General features: G+C 36.4%; 22 protein-coding genes. 5 read left to right on the forward strand and 17 right to left on the reverse strand.

Annotated features, from left to right (window positions below; translation table 11 throughout):
* Positions 1 to 41: 41 nt before the first annotated feature.
* The 4 genes from QFX10_RS02090 to QFX10_RS02105 all read right to left on the reverse strand — a co-directional run bounded on the left by QFX10_RS02090 (position 42) and on the right by QFX10_RS02105 (position 5,710).
* Positions 42 to 2,612, reverse strand: coding sequence for an SEC10/PgrA surface exclusion domain-containing protein (locus QFX10_RS02090; protein ID WP_280606588.1), 2,571 nt, complete (start codon positions 2,610 to 2,612; stop codon positions 42 to 44).
* Between the two features lie 43 nt (positions 2,613 to 2,655).
* Positions 2,656 to 3,822 carry a hypothetical protein gene (locus QFX10_RS02095; protein WP_280606589.1) on the reverse strand — a complete coding sequence of 389 codons (1,167 nt, stop codon included), beginning with the start codon at positions 3,820 to 3,822 and terminating at the stop codon, positions 2,656 to 2,658.
* A gap of 198 nt (positions 3,823 to 4,020) precedes the next feature.
* A complete protein-coding gene (locus QFX10_RS02100; RefSeq protein WP_280606590.1) occupies positions 4,021 to 5,112 on the reverse strand; it encodes a DUF6287 domain-containing protein in 1,092 nt (363 codons plus the stop codon).
* On the reverse strand, positions 5,099 to 5,710 hold the full coding sequence (locus QFX10_RS02105) for a zinc ribbon domain-containing protein (RefSeq protein ID WP_280606591.1): 612 nt from the start codon (positions 5,708 to 5,710) through the stop codon (positions 5,099 to 5,101). The genes QFX10_RS02100 and QFX10_RS02105 overlap by 14 nt, the downstream gene beginning before the upstream one ends.
* Before the next feature lie 205 nt (positions 5,711 to 5,915).
* On the opposite strand from QFX10_RS02105, the gene QFX10_RS02110 reads away from it, so the two are divergent.
* Entirely contained in the window at positions 5,916 to 6,251 is a 336-nt protein-coding gene (locus QFX10_RS02110; protein ID WP_280606592.1) for a helix-turn-helix domain-containing protein, read from the forward strand.
* Between the two features lie 52 nt (positions 6,252 to 6,303).
* Here QFX10_RS02110 and QFX10_RS02115 read toward each other — a convergent pair whose 3' ends face one another.
* The 6 genes from QFX10_RS02115 to QFX10_RS02140 form a co-directional block, all read right to left on the reverse strand.
* Complete coding sequence (locus QFX10_RS02115) at positions 6,304 to 6,609, reverse strand: cupin domain-containing protein (RefSeq protein ID WP_280606593.1); 306 nt, start codon at positions 6,607 to 6,609, stop codon at positions 6,304 to 6,306.
* Entirely contained in the window at positions 6,606 to 6,950 is a 345-nt protein-coding gene (locus tag QFX10_RS02120; protein ID WP_280606594.1) for a cupin domain-containing protein, read from the reverse strand. Before QFX10_RS02120 ends, QFX10_RS02115 begins: the two co-directional genes overlap by 4 nt.
* A gap of 75 nt (positions 6,951 to 7,025) precedes the next feature.
* A complete protein-coding gene (locus QFX10_RS02125; protein ID WP_280606595.1) occupies positions 7,026 to 7,490 on the reverse strand; it encodes an NUDIX hydrolase in 465 nt (154 codons plus the stop codon).
* 88 nt (positions 7,491 to 7,578) lie between these two features.
* A complete protein-coding gene (locus tag QFX10_RS02130; RefSeq protein WP_280606596.1) occupies positions 7,579 to 9,399 on the reverse strand; it encodes an acyltransferase family protein in 1,821 nt (606 codons plus the stop codon).
* The gene (locus tag QFX10_RS02135; RefSeq protein WP_280606597.1) at positions 9,396 to 9,767 is read right to left on the reverse strand and encodes an MORN repeat-containing protein; all 372 of its coding nucleotides are present in this window, start codon (positions 9,765 to 9,767) and stop codon (positions 9,396 to 9,398) included. The genes QFX10_RS02130 and QFX10_RS02135 overlap by 4 nt, the downstream gene beginning before the upstream one ends.
* 190 nt (positions 9,768 to 9,957) lie before the next feature.
* Positions 9,958 to 10,377: a hypothetical protein gene (locus QFX10_RS02140; RefSeq protein ID WP_280606598.1), complete on the reverse strand. Its 420-nt coding sequence runs from the start codon at positions 10,375 to 10,377 to the stop codon at positions 9,958 to 9,960.
* A 206-nt stretch (positions 10,378 to 10,583) separates the two neighbouring features.
* Here QFX10_RS02140 and QFX10_RS02145 point away from each other — a divergent pair, with 206 nt between their 5' ends.
* The 3 genes from QFX10_RS02145 (at position 10,584) to QFX10_RS02155 (ending at position 12,250) form a co-directional block, all read left to right on the forward strand.
* A complete protein-coding gene (locus tag QFX10_RS02145) occupies positions 10,584 to 10,745 on the forward strand; it encodes a hypothetical protein (protein ID WP_280606599.1) in 162 nt (53 codons plus the stop codon).
* A 126-nt stretch (positions 10,746 to 10,871) separates the two neighbouring features.
* The gene (locus tag QFX10_RS02150; protein ID WP_280606110.1) at positions 10,872 to 11,396 is read left to right on the forward strand and encodes a helix-turn-helix domain-containing protein; all 525 of its coding nucleotides are present in this window, start codon (positions 10,872 to 10,874) and stop codon (positions 11,394 to 11,396) included.
* Complete coding sequence (locus QFX10_RS02155) at positions 11,381 to 12,250, forward strand: IS3 family transposase (RefSeq protein WP_280607218.1); 870 nt, start codon at positions 11,381 to 11,383, stop codon at positions 12,248 to 12,250. Before QFX10_RS02150 ends, QFX10_RS02155 begins: the two co-directional genes overlap by 16 nt.
* A gap of 472 nt (positions 12,251 to 12,722) precedes the next feature.
* Here QFX10_RS02155 and QFX10_RS02160 read toward each other — a convergent pair whose 3' ends face one another.
* From QFX10_RS02160 to QFX10_RS02175, 4 genes are read right to left on the reverse strand one after another with little or no spacing between them, the layout of a single operon-like run.
* On the reverse strand, positions 12,723 to 13,121 hold the full coding sequence (locus QFX10_RS02160; protein WP_280606600.1) for a hypothetical protein: 399 nt from the start codon (positions 13,119 to 13,121) through the stop codon (positions 12,723 to 12,725).
* 47 nt (positions 13,122 to 13,168) lie between these two features.
* Entirely contained in the window at positions 13,169 to 14,638 is a 1,470-nt protein-coding gene (locus tag QFX10_RS02165) for a hypothetical protein (protein WP_280606601.1), read from the reverse strand.
* Position 14,639: 1 nt separating this feature from the next.
* A complete protein-coding gene (locus QFX10_RS02170) occupies positions 14,640 to 16,331 on the reverse strand; it encodes an AAA family ATPase (RefSeq protein WP_280606602.1) in 1,692 nt (563 codons plus the stop codon).
* A 3-nt stretch (positions 16,332 to 16,334) separates the two neighbouring features.
* Positions 16,335 to 17,207: a hypothetical protein gene (locus QFX10_RS02175; RefSeq protein ID WP_280606603.1), complete on the reverse strand. Its 873-nt coding sequence runs from the start codon at positions 17,205 to 17,207 to the stop codon at positions 16,335 to 16,337.
* A 180-nt stretch (positions 17,208 to 17,387) separates the two neighbouring features.
* Here QFX10_RS02175 and QFX10_RS02180 point away from each other — a divergent pair, with 180 nt between their 5' ends.
* Positions 17,388 to 19,055: an IS1182 family transposase gene (locus QFX10_RS02180; RefSeq protein ID WP_280605405.1), complete on the forward strand. Its 1,668-nt coding sequence runs from the start codon at positions 17,388 to 17,390 to the stop codon at positions 19,053 to 19,055.
* Positions 19,056 to 19,097: 42 nt separating this feature from the next.
* Here the strand turns inward: QFX10_RS02180 and QFX10_RS02185 are convergent, their stop codons facing one another.
* From QFX10_RS02185 to QFX10_RS02195, 3 genes are read right to left on the reverse strand one after another with little or no spacing between them, the layout of a single operon-like run.
* Positions 19,098 to 20,669: a dynamin family protein gene (locus QFX10_RS02185; RefSeq protein ID WP_280606604.1), complete on the reverse strand. Its 1,572-nt coding sequence runs from the start codon at positions 20,667 to 20,669 to the stop codon at positions 19,098 to 19,100.
* An 11-nt stretch (positions 20,670 to 20,680) separates the two neighbouring features.
* Positions 20,681 to 21,811 carry a dynamin family protein gene (locus QFX10_RS02190; protein ID WP_280606605.1) on the reverse strand — a complete coding sequence of 377 codons (1,131 nt, stop codon included), beginning with the start codon at positions 21,809 to 21,811 and terminating at the stop codon, positions 20,681 to 20,683.
* Positions 21,812 to 21,831: 20 nt separating this feature from the next.
* Positions 21,832 to 22,194 carry a hypothetical protein gene (locus QFX10_RS02195; protein WP_280606606.1) on the reverse strand — a complete coding sequence of 121 codons (363 nt, stop codon included), beginning with the start codon at positions 22,192 to 22,194 and terminating at the stop codon, positions 21,832 to 21,834.
* Position 22,195: the final 1 nt, after the last annotated feature.

Consider the following 22,195-nt stretch of genomic DNA (forward strand, 5'->3'; position numbering starts at 1 on the left):
CTCTAAATCTACTGCTCTAAGGGGATCAGGTTATCTTTAAGCTATTTCTTCAATTGTGATCTTCTTTTAACGACTCCTAAGGTTCCTAAAGCACTTACAAGTAGAGCACCTAAGAATGTGATCCAACTCTCAGAACGAGCACCTGTTTGCGGTAATGGCGCTACAGTTGCAACAGAGTTCTTTTCTAATGAAGTTGTTTGAGCTACATTTTTATCCAAAACTTTTTTCTGCTTATCACTTACTGTTTGAACGCCTTGATCAGGTGTTAGGGTTTCATGATAAACATCAGTGACATTACTTTGTCCTTTAGTTTTTGCTTGCACATTTGGAGTTGAACTTGTATCTGGATTTTTAGTTTCTGTTTGTTCAACTTTATCCAAAAGATGTTCTGTCTTTTCACGAGCTGACAGTTGCTCATATTGTTTCTTTAAAGCCTCTGCTTTTTGTTGTTTAGTAGCTAAAACAGCCTTAGCTGCCTCATAACCATCATTTAAGATCGCATAAGTCGCTTTAGTTTTTTCTAAATGTTCGTTAGCAACATCAAGTTCTGCCTGAGCTTGTTCTAAGGCTTTACCAGCTAGACGATAGCTTTCCAATTTACTTTGAAGTTTCGCCAAATTATTTTTAGCCGTTGTAACATCTTCCTTAGCTGTTGTTAATCCTGCTTGAGCTTTGGCTAGATCTTGTTTTACTGAAGCCATAGTTGCCTTTGCTTTTTCTAAAACTTGTTGTTTATCAGCCAGATTTTGTTTAGCTGTCTTTAACTGTGCTTTGGCTTCATCTAATTTAGCTTGCTTTTCTTGTGTGTCAGCATTTAAATTATCTACTGCTTCTTTCGCTTGTGCTAATTTAGCTTGCGATGTCTTCAGAGCATCTTGTGCTTGTTGTAACGCAATAAAGCTCCCATTTAATGCTTGTTCTTTTTGAGCTACTCGTTGTTGTGCTTCAGATAATTTTTGACTTGCTGTTTGAGCTTTATTTTGCGCATCTTGGAGTGCTTGGCTTGCATTTTGGTGAGCAATTTGGGCTTTGGTTTGAGCATCTTTTGCTTGTGCTAAGTTTGCTTTAGCTTCTGCAATTTGTTGTTCTTTGTTATCTTCTTTTGGTGTATTTAAAATTCCACCTTGATCAACAAATGCTTTATCTTCTGGAATGAATGATTCGAAATGAAGTGTCCCATTTCCATCAATTGCAAAGCCAAAATAAATTTCTTTTGCTCCGAAACGATACATAAAACGAGTTGATAAATGATCAGCATGTCCCCAATTAGATCCTTCATCAGCAAATAACATATCGAGGATTACCCCATAAATTCTAAATTTTAATAAATCTAGAGAAATTACTTTATTATAACTTGTTCCGATTGATTCTGATTGGAAATTAGCCCCATGAACATAATCATAACCTTTATCTAAAGCTTCTTGACTATGATTAAAGCCGGCTGAGGTTGAAGCATCAGCAATAACCTTAGCATAATCAATTGTTTGTTGCGTTACTACATAATGGGTATCATAGCCTAACTGACTTGGAATTTGATTTAATAAATCTACGATCCATAAGTTCAATTCCCGTAATTGTTCAGCACTTAAATTTGTTGGATCGACCATGATTTGTTCTTCTTTTGGATTATGTTGGAATTGATTTAGATGTTCAATTTCATGTCTTGCTTCAACTAGCTTGTTATATTTTTCTTGATCTGTCTGAATATTACCGTTTTCATCATAATATAAAAAACCAATATATTTATTATAATCAGATCCCATATTGATAGTGTTAACGACATTATCAGCTGTTAATTCATCTAATTTATTTTGAGCTTGATTTACTTGATCATTTGCCTTATCTAAGTTCGCTTGTGCATTAGATGCGTTTGTTTCTTTATCTTTTAAATCAGCTTGAGCTTGATCATTTTCCGTTTTAGCCGATTCTAATTCGTTTTTAGCACTTTCATGTTCATCTTTTGCTGTTTGATTAGCAAATTGTTTATCCGTTACATTTTGTTGATTTTGATCAACTTCATTTTTAGCATTTTCAAGATCATTTTGAAGTTTATCAGCATTAGTTCCGTTTAAAATATCTTGTGCTTCATCGACTTTTTGTTGTGCTTGGTCAACGGTTGTTTGTGCTTGATCTACATTTTGTTGCGCTTGATCAACTTTTGGCTCTGCGTCGGTCACCTTTGTTTGAGCTTCTTTTACTTTCTTATCAGCTTGAGCGAGTTTTGCCTCCTTATCTTTGATAACTTCGCTTTGTTCAGTGATCTGGCTTTGAACTTTAGCGATATTTTCTGGAGTTGCTTCTGCTTTAGTATTTGTAGCTTCAGTAACATTTTGTTGCGCTGTTTTGACATCATCTTGAGCCTTTGCTACTTCAGTCGCACCCTTATCTAATTTTTCCTTAGCTTGATCAGCGGTCACTTGAGCCTCAGTTTGTTCCTTAGTCGCTTTATCGTAATCAGCTTTAATATCAGTTGCCGAGCGCTTTTGGACTACTTCGTTAGTAGTTGGTTGTGGGACGTTAGTTACATCTGCTTTAGCCACTTGGCTATTAGCGACTGTGACTGTACCAACAAGTGCTGTTGTCGTCAAAAGAACATTTTTTACTTTTACCATCTTAAATTCCTCCCCTGTATCTTAACAAAAATCACTTTTCAGCTCATTTATCTAATGGAGTGATATTATCATTTATCTCTTTTTTTAGATTTTCCAGATCGAGAGATGACATTTCTGGTCCACTCTCATAACTACTTACATCAAGTTTGTTATCTGAAAGATTCACTTTAAAGATTCCATAATTAAATTTGTACATCTCGTTTGTCAGATCGATCGCAGAATAATACTTAGTCCGTTTAACGATATGTCCAACAACGATATCTTCAGTTCCAAATTCGTTACCACTGTAGCGAGGGATCCCCTCATCTCCATCATAATAGCGTGCACTACTACTTATATCGTCTAAAGCGACTGTCCAATCACCTACATCTTCATATTTTATATCTTTTTCAGGGCGCTCCATTTGATCTTTAACAGTAGACTTAGCACCGTCTACATTCTTCAAATTTTTTGAAGTCAATAATCCGGTAACTTTCAGTTCAAATGTTTTTTTCCCAACCAATTTATACCCCATAGCTTCAAGTTGAGCCGGTTCAGTTACAACTCTTACTTTGATATTTTCACCATTTTTTAGACCTTTTGTTTTGGAAGAAAGATCAATATTAGGGTATTTACTCTTATTTTGAACAATTGCTAAGCGTCCTGTCCCATTAAGACCAAAAAATTTAAATGCGATTCCCTTTTTCAACTCATCTGCAGTTAAAGTTTTAGGTTCTTTCAATCCTTTGACCGTTACTGTCCGTTCACCACTTTTGAGTGGAAGATCCTCATTATTGACGACCCAACGATATTTGATCTTTTCGCCATTTTTTAAGCCTGTTCGCTTAGAAAAACTAGTTTCGACTACATTTCCTCTAAAATTGGTAACTTCATCCAATGTTTTTTTCTCACTATCGGTCAATAGTGACGTATCTACTTGTTCAAGCGTTTTAGCTTCTTTGATCAATGAACTTAATGTTTTATCAGTATCTCGACTAATGAAATCTTTTTTCTTTAGGTATTCTAGTTGGAGTAATGCAATTTTTTTAGCCGTTTCTTTTGGAAATACCGAACTTACTTCACCATGCCCATTGTATCCAGAAAACTCAAATTTAACTTCATCGATCAATTTTGCATTTTCAGTTCTTTTATACCAAAACAAACTACCACATAAGATGACACCAATGATCACCAACCAACTCCACTTAGGTAATTGTCTTAATTTTTTCATAAAATCATTCCTCACACGCCTAAAATCGTGAATCAGCTCTTATTAGCAAATTTTAAAAATTCTTTAAACTAACTAAATAAAGTGAACCACCTACAATTGCTAGGATCCCTCCAACTAATCCAACAACACCATTTGTTAAAGCCAAATTCTTTGACTTCATACTTTTCCTCTTTTCTTTTATCTTAAAATTTATTGATCTTAGTTTTCTCGATAGTACGCATTTTCTTTAAAGCCGGCTTGACCGCCACCTTTGATCAAACGATCCTTAGTCGTATCAGAGTCATCATCTGCTCTCTCTTTGACACCTGCTGGTACGATCGTTAGTGGACTACCACCTAAAGCAGCACCATAATTTGACCAAGTTGCCAACATATATCCGTCCATGATCCGCCCTGGTAAAATAACATTAGGATGACCATTATGTTCTTGACCTGCAATAACGGCCCCAACTGGAGCAATACTTTCTGGAACGTCAGCGGGACGATGTTCAACTTTATCTGTGACTTCGATCGTTTCACCTGTAACTGGATTTTTCCACGTTCCTACTAGACTACTAAAATTATCGTTTGCGATCTGATCTAGATTCAATTTAGAACTTGTTTTCGCGGGCACATCTGAACTTTCTGTACTTGCCTCAGCTGCTTCCTGAGCAAAAATTTGCGTATATTGATTATTGCTTGTCCAAACAACGATGATATTTTGCTTATTTACTCTACCGTCAGATGAAAAATCGTAGGTTGAATTTTTAGGATAAAAAGTTACGCTCCAGTTGATCGCAACACTTGCTGGATCAGCGATCTCGGCAACTAATTTTCCATCTTCTTGTTTGAATCTAAGTTCACTACTTTTGTTATTATCAGTCAAAGTCTGTCCCGACATTGACATCCCAGAAGCTTTGAGCGTATCTTTTGTGATCTGCAAAACATCATTTCCACCAATTTGATAATTAGTCCCTGATCTCCCAGGAACATAATTTCTTCCATGACCGATCTCATGCCAGGTTCCTTCAATACTTGTATAATCTCCGGCTTTGATCTGAGCAAGATCCATCTCAGTTGTCGTCGTTTTATCTTCTGAAGTATTTTCACTGCTAGTACTTGTTTCTTTTGTTTGTGAAGAAGCTGCTCCTTTTACCGAACTAGATTTAGCTGAAGCAGATCCTTTCTTTACTAAACTTGTATTTTCTTTTTTACTACTTGTATTTGAATCATGTGCCTCTTTACTGCAAGCAGCTAAATAAAAAACGCTCAATATTGCTGCAGTAAAAGATACCAATTTAGTTACTTTCATCTTTTTTATATTCAACCCCATTTACCGTAACAGTTTTTTTATCATCAGAGACTCGTCCTTTGAGACTAACACCATTTGTCGGTTTAAGGATCAATTCATTATCTTTGATCCGATAAGTCCCATGAACTTCTTCTTCTCCAACTTTATTAGTGAATTTTTCACCTTCAAAGTTATAAGAACCTGTAACTTCGATCCCCAAAAATGTTGTCTTAGCCGTATATGTACCATTTAGATTTTTCGGCATCATAAACATTATTGTAACGATCACAACAGTTACTACAGCAACGAGCCCACCGATCAAATAAGAAGGCTTGATCTTTTTTCCCGTCTTTTTACTAGCAAGCTCGGCTAAATTGCCAGTTTCCCTTAAAGCTTTGTCGCCAAGATTTTTAAATGCTTCTTTTCCTTTTGAAAAATCAAGTCGACTTGTTAACGGCTCGCCACAGTTTGTACAAACATCTTGTTCTGGCGTCACTGGTTTACCACAATGAGCACAATATTTTTTTATTTTCCCCTTATTGACACCACAAGTGACACAAACCGAAGCATTCGGATCCATTTGTGCCCCACAATTAGTACAATATTGTTTTTCCTCCATCAATAGACACCCCACATCCTGATAAAAATATTTCTGAGAAAATAGTTAAGTTATTCATAAGCAATTTAATAAAACTTAACTACCACTAATGAAATTTTATCATTTTTTGTTCCTATAGGCAATATCGATAGTTCCTATAGGAAGTTAAAACTGTATCATATTTCCCCTATCGTTATACTTAAACTTAACGATTGGACTGATCATAATGGAAAATAGTATTAATATTGGTGACAATATTCGTTACTATCGAAAAAAAAACAACTATACGCAAGAACAACTTGCTGAAAAAAGTTCACTCTCACTTAATTTCATCTCAGCTGTTGAACGTGGCGCTAAAAATATTACCTTTAACAATCTTCTTTTGATCGCAAATGCTTTAAACATCAATATTTCGACTCTTGTTAGCTCCATCGATCAACCAAATAATTCCTATCAGATCAAAGAACTAGACTCTGAACTCAAAAAATTACCTTCACATGAACAAGAAAAACTCATCCAAAATTTTATCGATATTACTCAACTACTTGGTAGAAAACATTAAAAAAGTAGGAGCAGACATGTTCTTGTCTACTCCTACTTTTCTACTTGAGCCTTTACAGCTCTAACTGAATGAATTTACATGGTTCAAGTGCTAATAAGCCATGTTTTTTTGTGGCTGGGATCGTCAACAACTCTAAAGCTTGGAGCGTTTCTTTCGTACCATCGGCAAAATTCACTTCGAGTTTGCCTTCTAAAACTTCTAACAATTTTGTTTGAGCGCTACTTTCTTGGCTGATGCTCTCACCTTGATCAAAGGCATAGATCATCAATTGCTCTTTAAGGTCGAGCTTTTTTGACAGCGACCGGCTGGCGATCTGATGTTCATGATATTTGACTAGATCTAAGAGCTCTAATTTCATTTGTCTACCTCTGGTTTTACTACGACGAGCAACATTTGAAATGCCTTTTTTGCGTAAAGCGCATGTGGGATATTAGCTGGCATCACGATCGTTTCGCCAGCTTTAACTAAGTATTCTTGCTCGGCGATCGTGATCAAAGCCTCGCCTGATAAGACATTGACCATCGCATCGCCTGGAGCAGTATGTACGGGGATCTCTTCATCTGTATCTAAAGAAAAGATCGTCACACCTAGATCTTCGCGTTGCACGAGTGTTTTGGAGAGGATCTGTTCTTCTTCGACTGGTACTTCTTTTTTTAAGTCAAGCACTTTAGCCTGTTGTAAATTCTTGATATATGCCATTTTCTAGCCCCCATTGCTTTGATTGTTTTTAGCGTACTAAATTTCAAGATAAATTACTAGCATTTATCCTTAATTTCAATTATTTCTTAGTGACTTTTGGTAGTATTCTAGGTATCTTACATAATTTTTTTCCATCTTTTGTGGTAAGGCATCGTAGGCAAAAAAGCGCAACTGCAAAGTCTCTTCTTTATCAGGATGTAATGTGCCTTGATAAGCTAAAACATGATATAGTGTCGTGACCATATAGATTTTATCTTGATTAGCTAGCGTCGCATACGCAAAAGGTCCTGAAAAAGTGTGAAGTTGCTTAAGCTCTGTCACTATCAACCCTGTTTCTTCTTTGACCTCGCGGATCGCCGTTTCAGCTAAGGTCTCACCTAATTCTAAAAGTCCACCTGGTAGCCCCCACTTGCCTGAAGTGCGTTGCTGCAATAAAATGCGCCCCGCTTCATCTTCTAAGATCACACACGCTCCAGCTAGTAATAAGCGGTCATGCCCGATCTTTTGCCGGATCTGTTTGACATATTCTGGAATGCCCATTGTTTATCCCCCTGTGCTAAACTTATTTGACTCTTGTCTTCATTATAAACAAAAAACCAGCACTAGCCATCGCTACTGCTGGTTTAGCTTATTTTTTGACTGGTGTCTTTTGCGCACGCTGCAAAGCATCTTGGATACATTCAAGATAAAGTTTCATCGCTTCTTCCCGTCCACCAAAGTGTGTCCCGTCTGTTCCTTCAAAAAGCTCTGGATGAGCGCGAGCGACTTTATCCCAATCGCCGATCGTAATAAATTTATATTTGGCTGGCAAAGTCCGTTCCCAAACACCTAGTTTATATGAGTTATACGATGAATCGGCATGCCCATCATGCGGGGTGATAAAGATCAACCGGTGACCTGGTTTGAGATCATCGATCACCTTTTGGGTCTGCTCTTGATAATCATCTAACGAGTTCGTTCCGATACAGATCACGACATTTTGCCGTAACTGCCCTGTATTTTGCAAATTCATCAAAACATCGTAAGCTAAATTCATCGTGCGATTTCCTTCAGCATCGATCTCAACATCTGACATATGCTCTAACAAATAGCTCCGACTCCCAAGCGTCACACTATCGCCGATGATCGTCGTTCCCGCGGGGATCTGCGTATCAGCCTCGTTAGTCGTTTTAGGCTCGACTTTCGGGGCTGTCGCTTTTGCGTAAAGCTGTTCGAGTTTACTAGCATCTTGCGCGATCGAACCTAACATGAGATTTCGTTCAAGCGATGAAACAGTTGGAGCTTGTAAACATAAATAGATCACAAAGCTGACCCCAAGTGTCAAACAGACCCCAAACGGAGCTAAGATCTGTTTGAACGTTAACGTCTGGTTGAAAAGCGAGACTGATTTGCCACGGAGCAACGGTTCTAAGAAATAGTACGAAAAACTAGCAAATCCGACCGATAAGATCGTAGTTAAAAGCGCTGCGAGCCCATTGCTGAATTGCTTAGAAAAGATCACATAGAGCGGCCAGTGGAACAGATAGACGCTGTAACTGATATCGGCCAAATAAACAAAAAGCTGGGGTTCTTTTGTATCTGGTGTCTTACGGTGTAAGACGTTAGCGCCAAAGATCGCGCCGGCGGCTAAAAGACTAGCTCCGATAAAGCCATACATATACGTCTCGCGTCGATCAAAGCGTAAAAAGTACGCTAAGACAAAGAGTCCCAACAAGTTGGCTGCCATAAAGATAAGAGCCCGGTTTTTAGTCCAATGTTTGGCGACTGTTTGGCTAAATGCTGGCAACAGCTCTTTGATCCCTGCGATCGCCCCTAACATGCTCCCGATAAAGAACGGGAAGATATGAGTCACGCTTGAAAAATAGATCGGTGAAAATTCCGTCAAGCGTTGTGCTCCTAGATACATCGCTAAAGCACCCCCGCAAGCTAACAGCCCGGAGCTAACAAAAACACGCTTGCGTAATTGTGCAAGGGTCGGGGTAAATTTAGCTAACAGATAGATGACAAAGCCCCAAACAAGATAGAATTGAACTTCGATCGCAAGTGACCATGTATGCACAAAAAGGTGTGGGATAAAGCGCGATTCATACGTTCCACCTGTTTTGATCTCAAAGATATTAGTCGAAAAACTCAACGCTGACGTTACTTGGCGTGTCAGATCGGTGATGTAATCTTGACCGACTAAAAGCGTAAACGGCATGACTAAACAGATCATGAGCACTAACGGCGGTAAGATCCGCATCACCCGCCGATAATAAAAATCGCGCAAGGCAAAGCTCTTTTTACGGCTAAACTCATCGAGCGCTAAAGCCGTGATCAAATAGCCAGAAAAGGTGAAGAAGATATCAACTCCGATAAAGCCTCCAGTATAGCGCATTTGGAAAAAGTGATATAAGAGGACACAGATCAGACCCGTGATCCGGATCAAGCTAAACCATTTGATTCTCATTTTTTCTGATACGCCCCTTTATCATATTTACCCGTTTGGAGGACTTTGCCTGCTTTTTTCAAAGCACCTTGGCCATCAGCGACCCCTTGGTGGAAATGCCCTTCAAAAGTCCAGCCAGCATGTGAGCGGTAAACACCTTTGCCTTCAAAGTGACCGTCTTTAAAGCCACCTTGATATGTATCACCATTTTTAAAACGTAAGACCCCAGACACGAGCTTGCCTTCTTTCGTCGTGCCTCGATAGACTGTACCATCTTGAAACTTTATGACTTCTTCTTTAGGGCTTGTGCCGTAAAGAAACGTCACTAGGATACAGCCGATGATCAAAATGCTGGATCCAAGCAAGATCCACTTTTTTCTCCTCTGCATCTTTTTTCTCCTTAATCAATAATTGCCTTTTTCTCAGTTTTGCTTGAGATCTTTTTTATTCTCTTACTTTCTTTTTAAATAAGCTACTGCAAAACGAGCCTTAATTGCCAGTCAGCCAGAACTAAAAAGTCGCTCTCTGCTACTATTAAAGTACGTTACCCAAAAGACATTTGTCAATTTTTAGGTAAATTTATTTTTTAACTTGTTTAAAAGCTTGGGTAAGCAATTTTTCTAAAGTCTCTAGTTTAACTTGACCATGTTCTTCAAATTCAGCGCTCAAGTCCATTGCCAAGGTGTAATTTATGGTGTTAAAGCGGGCTGCTCGCTTATCGGCATACAATAGCTCAATGAGGGGCAAATTTTGCCAAAGAGAAGTTAGCAAGTGCTGCTTGAAGTATTTATGCGATACTTTTTTGATGAGCTTTTCGACTGCTTCATCTGAGATCGTTTGCTCATAACAGCGAAATAGTTCTTTGATCAACTTTTTTTGCCTTGAAATAAAGACTTTCGTCATAAAAAAATTGTTTTTCGTGATAAGAAATGGGGCGACTGGTCCGCTACAAACAGTTCCAAGCATACTAGCAACGATTTTTTTAGCTTCTTCTTTCATAATTGATTCCTCCAAATATTTAACTAAAACATATTATCCTAGATAAACTAGACGTATTTTGTCACTTTAGCAAAAAAATAGGCATTTTGCAGCGAAAAGTTACCTATAAAAGTTAGCCCAAAAGCGCTAGGATCAAACTGAGAGATTCTTTACATTTAAGGATATGCTATACTTAAATAAGTACATATTATGCGGGGGACAGTATCATGTTAAAAAAATTGATCTTGGGGATCATCTTACTTTTACTGCTGAGTTTCATGCTTGAAGTCTTGCTAGTCGTTGCTAAAAGCTTGGCCTCATTTTTGATCGCGATCGTCGTCATCTTCTGTTTGGTGAAGATCTTGATCGGATATTTCCGGTATCGGTGAGGGTCGAGTAGCAATGAAAGGGATGTCCTGACTTAAATAGCAGGTACATCCCTTTTTACTGACTTATTTAAATGTGAAGTGAACCCCCTAAGTTGGACAAAAGAATCTAACTTAGGGGGTTTTGCTATGACTAAATTTAGTTTTGAAGTTAAACTTAAAGCTGTTCAAATGTATTTAGCTGGAATTGGTTCAGCGACTATTGCTCGAAGATTAGGTATTAAAAGGAAAATGTCTGTACAGACATGGGTTGCTCGTTATCGAAAATATGGGATTCAAGGCTTAGAAATTCGTTCACCAAAATTTGATTATGATGGTAATTTTAAGCTGAAAGTCTTAAACTGGAGAAAACAACACAAAGCCTCGTATCCACAAACAGCACTCCAATTTGATATTAGTAATCCCGGGACAATCGCTAATTGGCAGAGAAAGCTTAATGAACGTGGTATTGAGGCCTTGTTTACTAGAAGAGGACGGGCAAACCACATGACTACCAACCATAATCAACAAGCTAGGAAACAATTATCAGAATTAGAGCGCTTAAAGGCTGAGAATCGGGCTTTGAAAGTGGAGAACGAATATCTAAAAAAACTCGAAGCCTTAGTTCAACGTCGCGGACAGTCAAAGAAGAATATCAAATCATCAAAGAACTAAGGCACGAATTCGGATTTAGCTTAACGGAGATCTTACCATACACCACCATCAAGCGGAGTACGTTCTATTACCAAGCACATCGTCATGAAAATAAAGATAATCAAGAATTACTTCAAGTCATTAAGAACATCAAACAACATAATCCTGGCTATGGATATCGACCAGTGACAGATGAGCTACACCGCCGTGGAATCAAAGCTAATCATAAACGAGTTAGCCGTCTGATGCGTGAAAATGGGCTGTTGTCACTAATGTATAATCGTCAAACCCGTAAATACGATTCATCGATCGGCCCTCAAGGTAAGAAGGCCATGAATCGGTTAAATCGACGTTTTAACACTGATCGTCCTTATCAGAAAATGGTAACTGATGTGAGTGAATATCGCTATGGTAATATGAGCCAGGATGAAAAGGTTTATCTTTCGCCAATTAAAGACCTGTGTACTGGTGAAATCGTTAGTTATAATATTAGCGATCACCCGACTACTGATTTTGTGATGAAACCATTGATCGAGCTAATTAATAAGCGGCCCACGCTTGACTACCGCATGACTGTTCATAGTGACCAAGGCATCCAATATCAAACAAATATATGGCGCCAGACACTAAAGAAGCACCATATTTTCCAAAGCATGTCACGACGGGCAACTTGTTTAGACAATGCATCAATGGAGAGCTTCTTTCATACCATGAAAACTGAATTGTATTATGATCATCATTATCAGACCAAACAAGAATTGATCAAAGCAATGAAGGAGTGGATCGTATATTACAACCAATATCGAATAAGGCACAAATTAAAAGGCAAGACGCCGATTGAATATCGGAATCTTGCCTTAGGAAAAATTGCCTAAACTAAAGTGTCCAACTTACAGGGTTCACTTCAATGACTATCTGGCTTTTTTGATCAAAAACAGTCAAATAAAGTTCTTGTAATTATATTACGTTTCGTCCACAATATAAGCAGACCATCGAATGAGGGCTAGCTACCCTTTGAAATGATCTAGTGGGAAAGTACAGCCCCTTTTTTCAAGTATCCTAGAAACGCAGAAGGAGGCTTGTAGCATGAAACTATTAAGAAAGGTTAAGGACGTTGGCACTTGCCTTGGTCATCCTTGCTGTCGGAAAATGCTCCATTGATTTGATGACAGCATATAGGATATACAAAAAGACTAACCACGACTTTAATGATCGTAATTAGTCTTTAACGAAATTAACTTTCCTATCCACGCAGAGGGCTAGTAGTTCACGGCTACTAGTCCTTTTTCATATCTAAGTATATTATACTTGATAGATACTTTCAAGGAAGTGCGTTTTGGTGACTTTTTAGAGCTCAGAAAAAGCTCGCCTTATGATAGATTCCAGTTTAGTCTTGGAAACAGCACTGTTTAGTTCGAATTCATCGACCAAGTCGTTGCCTAACGAGTGTGTCATTACTGTAAAAGTTTTATTTAATGATCTATCAAAAAATAAGTTGAGCCCTGGTAGACTCTTTAAGATATATTCATTCAACTCTGAGCCTTTTTCTTTCATGACTCTTTCAATGATCTGCATAACTTCATTTTTTGATATATAGCTACCATAACACCGGTAGATCTGAGTGATCATCTCAGCTTGACTTGGTACTAAGAATTGAAATGAAGAAGGTAGTGGACCTGTTATAAAATAATAACGCTTATCAACAATTTCTGTATTACGTACGATCTCTCTTGCTTCTTCTAACATTGATCTGGTCTCCTTAGTTTTACATAGTAGACATTCTGCAATTCTTACTAGCTAAATATTCCTAACAGACTGACCTTATTTGCTAGTTTCTTAACTCCAGCGGCAGCTTTCGTGAATGTTTTAGCTACTTTACTTCTAACTTTTTGGCAACCCTTAGCGATCGTTCTTCCGACTGTACTTCCTGCTATGCCCCCAACTATGCCTCCAACAACTCCACCAACTGCTGTTCCAACTGGTCCTAATACAGTTCCAATCGCTGCACCAATACTTGTTCCTTGAGAACTCCCTGCGATTGAACCAACTACACCAGCAGTGGTCGCTTCGATCTCATCCATCCCCTCTTTTAATGTTAGATCTCCTTTACCAACTTTATACATCGTTTTAGCACTTTCTACAGCTGAAAATGCGATCCCACTTACAACATTTCCTGAAGCACCTTTTAAACTGGAAATGATCCCCTTTTCAGCACAAACTTTGAGCGCTCCAGCCGTCGCTGTTTTTACCCCAGCATCGGCTCCTGTCATTATTGCTTTTCGCGCTACTTCCTCAGCTTCAATATCTTCACCCTGAACAAATTTGATCCCGACTTCCATTGCCGTTGTCGTTGCTGCCCCCAATACGGCAGAAGTCACAGCTTGTTTTCCGACTATCTTTGTTAACTTTCTGCCACTTAAGTTGGTCCAATCTTCCTTTGGTAAGTTTCCATTTTCTTGAGCATCTGTTTGAATTTCAACAGCTTCTTCTTTAGTTAGCGGATCACTTGAAGTCCCTTCATACGATATCGTACTAGAAACCGTTTTATTTGGAAAAGCTGCTTGCACCTCTTCAACTTGTTCAGGCGGAACTACAATTCTTTGATTATTATAATTTCCTTTTTTGATCAACTTGATCGTTTCTTCAGCCGTTTTACCATACTTTAGTTGATACCGTTGGACTGTTCCATCACTAGCCCGAACAACGATATCAACCGAATTTTTTCCATATGTTTGCCCTGGTTTTGGTGTAAGAACTTCTGCACGTACATCACTTCCATTTAAGGCAGCATTTTTATTAAATGTATTAACATGATTTTGTTCGGCAATATATCCATTAAGATTAGGATTTTGACTGATCTCCCCTGTTTGAGTCAACAGCGTCTGTTGCATCTGTTGATTATTTTGCTCGATGATCTTTCCGATCTCTTCTAGTTGATCATTTAAGGGACGAGTCGTTCCAACTTCAAGACTATTTCTTATATCTTGACCAATAATGTTTTCAAAAGATTGCCCGTTATTATACTTTTCGCGCGCACTCTTCTTTTTTGTTTCTGCCAACTCAATGGTTGTTACGATCTCAGTAGCTGTTTTCTCCAGTTCTAATGGATCATGATCTGGTAAATGGTGTATTAGTTCTTTAGTTAACCATTGCTTATCTGAAATATTTGGCTCTTTTTGACTATAACTTTTTAAAAATTCATCTTGAAACTTAACTAGTTGCTTATAGCGCTTCTTTTCTAAAAGTTTTTCAATGATGTTCATTCTAATACCTCCATTCTCTACTTACGCTATCCCATTCAGGCATTTTATCGAAATTACTTTTATCGAAATTAACTTTGTTGCTAAAATCGGTCTTTGTTGTTCGAGATGCCTTTTTTAAATGAATATCATGCTTAACTAGTTTACCTATAGGTGATAATTTCTTAGTCTGTAACTTTTTATTCCTATCTTCACTTTGAACTGAAGCACTACTTGCATTCACTAGATCGATCTTTTCCGTTGCTTTTCGCATCAAATCGATTTTATCTTTTAATGTCACTGAGATCGATTTGATTTTTCTTTGTGCTTTTAACAGATCGTTCTCAGTTACAAAAGCCTTACCTTCAATAAAACAGTCCTCAACTGCTGCTTTTACAATAGCTTCTAAATCTGCCCCATTATATCCCTCAGTTTTTTTAACTATTTTAGTTAGATCGATACTTCGCTCTTGATTTCTTTTGCGCAAGTGAATTTGTAATATCAGTTCGCGTTCATCCGCATTAGGGAAGTCAACAAAAAACAGTTCATCAAAACGACCTTTACGTAAAAATTCAGGTGGCAAGCGAGTTATATCATTTGCAGTAGCAACAATAAAAACTTCATTATCTTTTTCCTGCATCCATGTCAAAAATTGTCCAAATAAACGGGTAGTTACTTCACTATTATCTGAACCGATCCCCGCAAAAGCTTTTTCGATCTCATCGATCCACAAAACACATGGGCTCGTGGCTTCTGCTAATTTTAAAGCTTTGCGCATATTTGTTTCAGACTCACCCACATATTTACCTAATAAACGTCCAATATCCAATCTGACTAACGGCATATCAAATAACTTTGCAGTAGCCTTAGCCGCTAAACTTTTTCCACAACCTGGCATTCCTACAAGCATTATGCCTTTAGGAGTGTCAACCCCATATCGTATAGCTTTACTGAGATTATCAAATATTTTTTTCTTTTTCTCCAACCATTTTTTGAGATTAACAAGACCACCTATATCTTCGATCTCTTCTTTAACAGGAATCATCTCTAGTAAGCCTGATTTTTTGATCAATTGCTCCTTTTGTTGCAAGAACAATACCTTATCTCTTACAGACAGCGTCCCGCTTTGCTGAAAAGCAATATTTAAACATTGGCGTATTTGGAATTCATTCATACCACGTAAAGAAAGTGTTAACTCATCTAATGTATTATTTGATATAGATAGTTCATTCTCTAAGGCGTAATTTGATATTATATCGCGAATGATCTTACTGTCAGGCATAGGCATATCAAAAACTGTTATTAGATTTTCAAGTTCTCGTGGGATCACCAATTGTCCCGAGACGATAAAAACTGTTAATTCATATCCATCAGTATAAAGATTCCGGCTAGCGATATGTTTAAGATAAGAGATCACACTGGGATCTTTTAGTTCATTATGAACATCTTTTAAAACTAAATAAGTTGGTTTTTCATACCCAAGCTCCATATAATTGTCAAGAAAATCACTTAAACTCTCTACTTCATGCTGAATAGATCGCGTTTTAAAATCAACTACTCCGATACCAGTATCGTATTCATATATCTCATGTCCCATTTTAACTTTTGAGATCATATCTGCACTAACTTCAAAATCAAAATGGTTGATATAAATTATTGGAAGTAAAGAATTAACATATGAGGTCAGCTTTTCATTACGTTTCTTTTCCAGATCCATTTCTTATACCTCCAAGTAATAGAGTTTATATTGAGCTATATCTGATAAAACATCTAAACCATTGAAAATAGGATACCTATCATTGACCTCATTTGAAGTAAGACTTTTGGATGATCCATTTTCACTAACAGTAGTTCCCTTATAAAAATTTCCCATATTTGAATTTATCAAGTTGACTCTCAGATCTATGATCATGATCTGTTTATCTTTGGATTCAACTTGTTCCCATTCACCATCAGTATTTTTACAATAAACTTTTACAAAATCATATTCACTTTGATTATCTATTAAGAAATTTACTAGGTCTTTGATTCGTTTACTGATTTCTTTGTCTGTTAACCAAAATTCTCGAATTTTTGCTTCCGTTAAGCATGCAAAAATAGCTCTTATATTTTTCGATAATTTATCAAACGTTTCTAGCGAATTCATTTTAAAGAAAGTACCGTACTTCTTGACAAGATTTTGTGCACCTAGCTCTAAAAGTTTAATATTTTCTTGACTTTGCATTTCTCTTATTAACTTTAGATACCCACTATAATTTCTTTTGACTATTTCCTTTACATTATCAATGTTATCTTTTTTAGACACTAGTGATGTTTCATAAACTGCAGTTGCTGCTTCGATCTCTTCATCTGTTGAATTCAACGAAAAAATCCTAGCCAATTCTTTGAGTATTTCCTGATTACTATCAACTTTGATATCGGTAACCTTTTCTAATAATTCTATTTCGTTTCTATTTTTCAACCACTTAGCTAGTGCACCATTTTTATAATAGTTCATTACATCTGTAGCATAAAAATTCTCTTGTAGTTCAGTCACATTTGAAACTTGAATATCTCCATTGATCAACAAATTAAATTTTATCTTTTTAGACATTTAGTAGACCTCCGATATTAATTCCCATATGCAATTTTATGTAAAAATATGGGGCTGGGAAAAAACTCAGTTCTAATAAAGAAAGAGGCTCACGTCGAATTTTTTCAACGTGAGCCTTTTCATATGATCGATCTCTTGCTAATATTAAGTTGTCCAAAAATAATAAAGGAGAGACCTACCATGTATAAAAATTATAACACATCTGAATTAGAATTGGATATCACTTATTCAATGAAATTACCTGCTGATCATATTGCTGTTTTGATCAGTCATTTTGTTGATTCGATCCCCCAAGATATTCTTTTAGAGGACACTTCACATACCGGTCGTCCAGCTTTTCATCCAGCTATGCTTTTAAAAATGACTTTATTTGCTTACCATGAATCCGTCTTTTCTGGTAGAAAGATCGCTAAATTGAATCAATACTATCTTCCAATGATGTGGTTAAGCGGAAATACTTCTGTTAGTTATAAGACTATCAATAACTTCCGGTCAAGTGATCATGCTAAAGAAATCATCGAAAAAGCCTTTGTGCTGTTTACCTTGCTTCTATCTAAAAATGGTATGTTAGATGCCGATGAAGCTTTATTTATTGATGGTACTAAATTAGAAGCTGATGCTAATCGCTATAGTTTTACCTGGAAAAATGCTTCTGATAAGTTTGAAAAGTCGCTTGATGAAAGAGTAGCTAAGACCTATGACGAGCTGATCCAACACCAAGTTGATATCGCTATTTCAAAAGATATGCTGGGGTCCAGTGATGCGATAAAGGAGCTTATTAAGGGGACCGATCTTAAATTAGATGCGATTGAAGAAGATATCGCTACTGAACCTAAAGTCATAAAAGGTGGTTCAAAAAATAAGCGAGCTCGTCGAAGACTAAAAAGCATCAAACGCAAACTCCAAACTGATCTTCTGCCAAGAAAAGAAAGATACGAACGTAATAGGAAGATCTTTCAGGGACGAAATAGCTTCTCAAAAACAGATAATGACGCTACTTTTATGCGTTTAAAGGAAGATCATATGAAAAATGGGCAACTAAAGCCTGCTTACAATTTACAGATCGCGACTAGCGGTCGCTTTGTCCTACATTATGATATATTTCCTAACCCAACGGACACACGGACATTAGTGCCATTTTTAAAATCTTTTACTAACTTAGAACTATTCAAATATATAGTGGCGGACGCTGGATATGGGAATGAAGCTAACTATCAGGCTGTTACTGATATGTTTGAAAAAATTCCCTTGATGCCCTATCCAATGTATCAAAAAGAACAGAGTCGCAAATACAAAAAAGATCCACGCAATATCAAAAATTGGACATATCATGCAGAAGATGATTATTATACAGATCCTGACGGTGTAGTATTTAAGTTTCAAAGATACAGTTCAAGTGTGGACAAATATGGATTCAAAAGAAACTTTAAAGTTTACGTAGCTGATGTTTTCCAGGCCACTAAAGAACTTGAAAACTTAGCTAAGACACCTAAGGGCTATCAGCGAACTAAAGCCATAAATTATAACTGGGAATTTTTTAAAAATAGTGCCGCAGAAGACCTTTCAAGTGAAAAGGGTTCAAAGATCTACGCGAGAAGACGTACAGATGTTGAAACCATTTTCGGAGATATGAAGGGTAATTTTGGCGTACGCCGAGTACATGTTAGAGGAGAGAAAGCAGTTCGAAATGAGATCGGACTGATACTTTTGACGATCAATATATCAAAATTATGGCACCTATTCAAAGAAATAGGGGGAGGATTTTTGAAAAAACGATCCGAAAACAAGCATAAAAGAAAAATACCTGATCAAATTTCTCAAAAACGAGATTTGATCAGGTATTTTTAGTTCAGGCTAGTAGTTTTTTCCCAGCCCCTCCTGTTTATTGTGTTAATCCCAATAATCATCATTTAGATTATAGTCGACTATCTCTTCGGCCATTGATAATATACTTTCTTCTATGTTTCTAATTCCGGAATGGATCAATGCCTGTTCAACTCTATCATTATTTTCCTCAGCATTTTGTAATTCCATTGATATTTTGTGACTAATTTCTATTGAAACTGGTGAATACGATTCGAGATGTAAATTCTCATTTCTATTCAACTTTCTTACTAAAGCCCTAGTATCATAAACTTCATCATCTTCATCATCAATATTTGGAATCTGTAACAATGTTCGAATATTTAATGCTGCCATTGAAGAAACTGGATAAATTTGTGGATTCTCAAATCCATGATCTTCCAAATACTCTTTTACATTTCTTAAAAAATCGTCTATATCTTCTTCACTAGTATCAATTTGATCCATTTTGTTAACAGCAAATATAACTTTAGTTGAGTATGGCATTTTATCGCGCAACTTTTTCAATAATTCTGCATCATCATTGATACCAAATTGAGTAGCATTTATTATATAAATCACTATTGAATCATATAAATCATCTAATTCCTTATCCATAATTTCTCTATGATTTACATTTCTAGAATTATTTGGTCCTGGAGTATCAATAATTGTGAGATCTATTTTTTCTGATTTATTAAAAGGAATTTTCCTATTAATTTGCACATATCCAACGGTTGCATCATTATTTATCATTTGCATGGTTGCATAATCCGGATCACTTGTACTATACAACAAAGTCTCGTCTTCTTCTGTATATGCCTCTACTGAAAAGTCATCTTTCGCTTGATCACCATCAACTATCTTAGTTATTTTTGACGTACAAGCTAGATTAGAAGAAGGCATTAATTTTTGTTGTAGTAAACCATTAATCAACGTTGACTTACCTGAACTCATAGTCGCAAAAACTTTAACACTCACTTCGTTATTCTTTTCATCACCTGATTTTCTACTACAGAAACGAGTCAGTCTGTCATTGGCAGTTTCATAAAGGGCATTTAATTTTTCATATTCTGCTTTCTTTTTCTCAAGCTCTTCTTCTAAGTCCATCACTTTAAATAAAGCCTCGGTACTTTTATCACATAGTTCATTAGTTTGTTCGACCAACTCATCTCCCCGTGCATCTAATTCGTCTAGGAATAAAGGATCGGCACGATGTGTCACTTCTCTTATATATTGATAAACTATTAGATCAGGTTCATATATATCGTCTAATCTTTCTTCAAGATCAATATAGATTTCATTAAATTCTGATTCACTATAGTATAGTTCAGTTTCATCAAGAATTTCTTCGAGTGTTTTACCACCTACAAAAAAATACTCCACAATAAATTCAAAATATATTTTTTGTTCATCAAAATCTTTTTCTATAATATCCATCAGAGATACAGAAGGCACATTTCCTACGATGCCTAATCTTTCTTTTAGGGCATTATAGTAATCATTTTGCAACTTATGTTTACTCATTCCTTTATCGCGAATTGCATCCAAATAACCAATCAGAAACTTTCTGTCTTCACTATTTAACTTTTTTATGTTATAAATCATTTTTATCTCCAAATCTTATTTCTCTATATAAGAGCTGTGCTATCCGCTACTGTTTTCCTATCTATCAAATCCAAAATTGCTACTTCAATCGAAGGAATACCCGAATGTATCAAAGCTTGCTTATTTTTATCGTTAGTTTCTTCGGCTTTGATTAATTCAGCTTTGATTTTTTCTTTTTTAGCTTTTGGTAATGGGGCGTACTCTTCCAAGTGTAAAGATCTATTTCTGTTTAGTTTTCGTACTAGACCTATTGCATCATATGTCTCATCATATATTGCATCATATTTTGTATCATCTAAAACATCTAAAAAATCGAAGAAATCAACATTTTTAGCTTCTAAAACTGATAATAATGTTTTGATTCCTAATGCAGTAGACGCAGAAGCCGGATAAATATTAGGATTTTCAATACCCTTATCTTTTAAATATTCTCGTACTGCATCTAAAGCATCTTGGATACTTTCTTCACGGGGATGAAAACTATCCATCTTATTTGCCACAAAAATAAACCTATCGTATGAACGCTTGCCCGCATTCTTCATTGCCTTAGCTATCTTGTCTAACAAGACATTATCATCAATGATCCCAAATTGAGTAGAATTGATAACATATAGAACTATAGATTCCGGCGAATTCTCAATAGCTTTAAATATTGTTTTTAGATGATCACTGTTCCTAGGGCTATTAGTTCCTGGTGTATCAACTAAAATCAAGTTAGCATCTTTTGAGTTTATAAACGGAATGTCTCCATCTATATGAATTTCCTGAACATTATCATCCATATCTAGCCTCGACATGATGTTGTAATCTAATCTATCTAATTTTTCTAATACATTATCATCTTTATCAAATGCTGTAGCTCTGTACCTTTTTTTATCATTATCTTTGATTCGAATGATTGATGCTGTACTTGCGTAATCATATGCTGGTATTAATTTTTCACCCAGCATCGCGTTGATCAAAGTTGATTTACCTGAACTCATCGTTGATATGCAATACACATTTATAGGTTTAAACATTTCTTCTTGCTTTCTTATTTGTTCAACCAATAATTCTTTTTTTGCAATTAACTGTTTGCGATGCTTTTCAACATGATCAATTTGTTGATTTAAATTTGAAACAATATTTTCTAGTTCCTTTATTTTACTTTTCAATATCATTCACCCTCTCTACACTAGATACTACGCACTCCTAAAGAAATTTCCCATCTTCTAACTATTTTGAAAGTATCGCTCATACGATCTTTTTTTCGAAAACTGATCTCACCCTCATCAATTTTCAAAATATTTAGCTCTTTTTTACTGTACTTAGGCGAAGTTCTGACTATTTCAGCTATTTTGGCATAAAATGCATCTAGCTTGTCAAATGGAATAATTCCTTCCTCAGCTAACTCGTTTGATTGTTTATATTCGTCACCATTGACATATCCAAAGAAAGTGACTTCATAACTTGTCTCTGTCACTAATGCAAGCAGGTCAATATTACGAATACCATATTTTTCTAGCTTTTTGGCTGCATTTTGAATCTCTTTTTCCATT

This window comes from Ligilactobacillus faecis (genome assembly GCF_029889745.1).
Taxonomy (GTDB): Bacteria; Bacillota; Bacilli; order Lactobacillales; family Lactobacillaceae; genus Ligilactobacillus; species Ligilactobacillus faecis.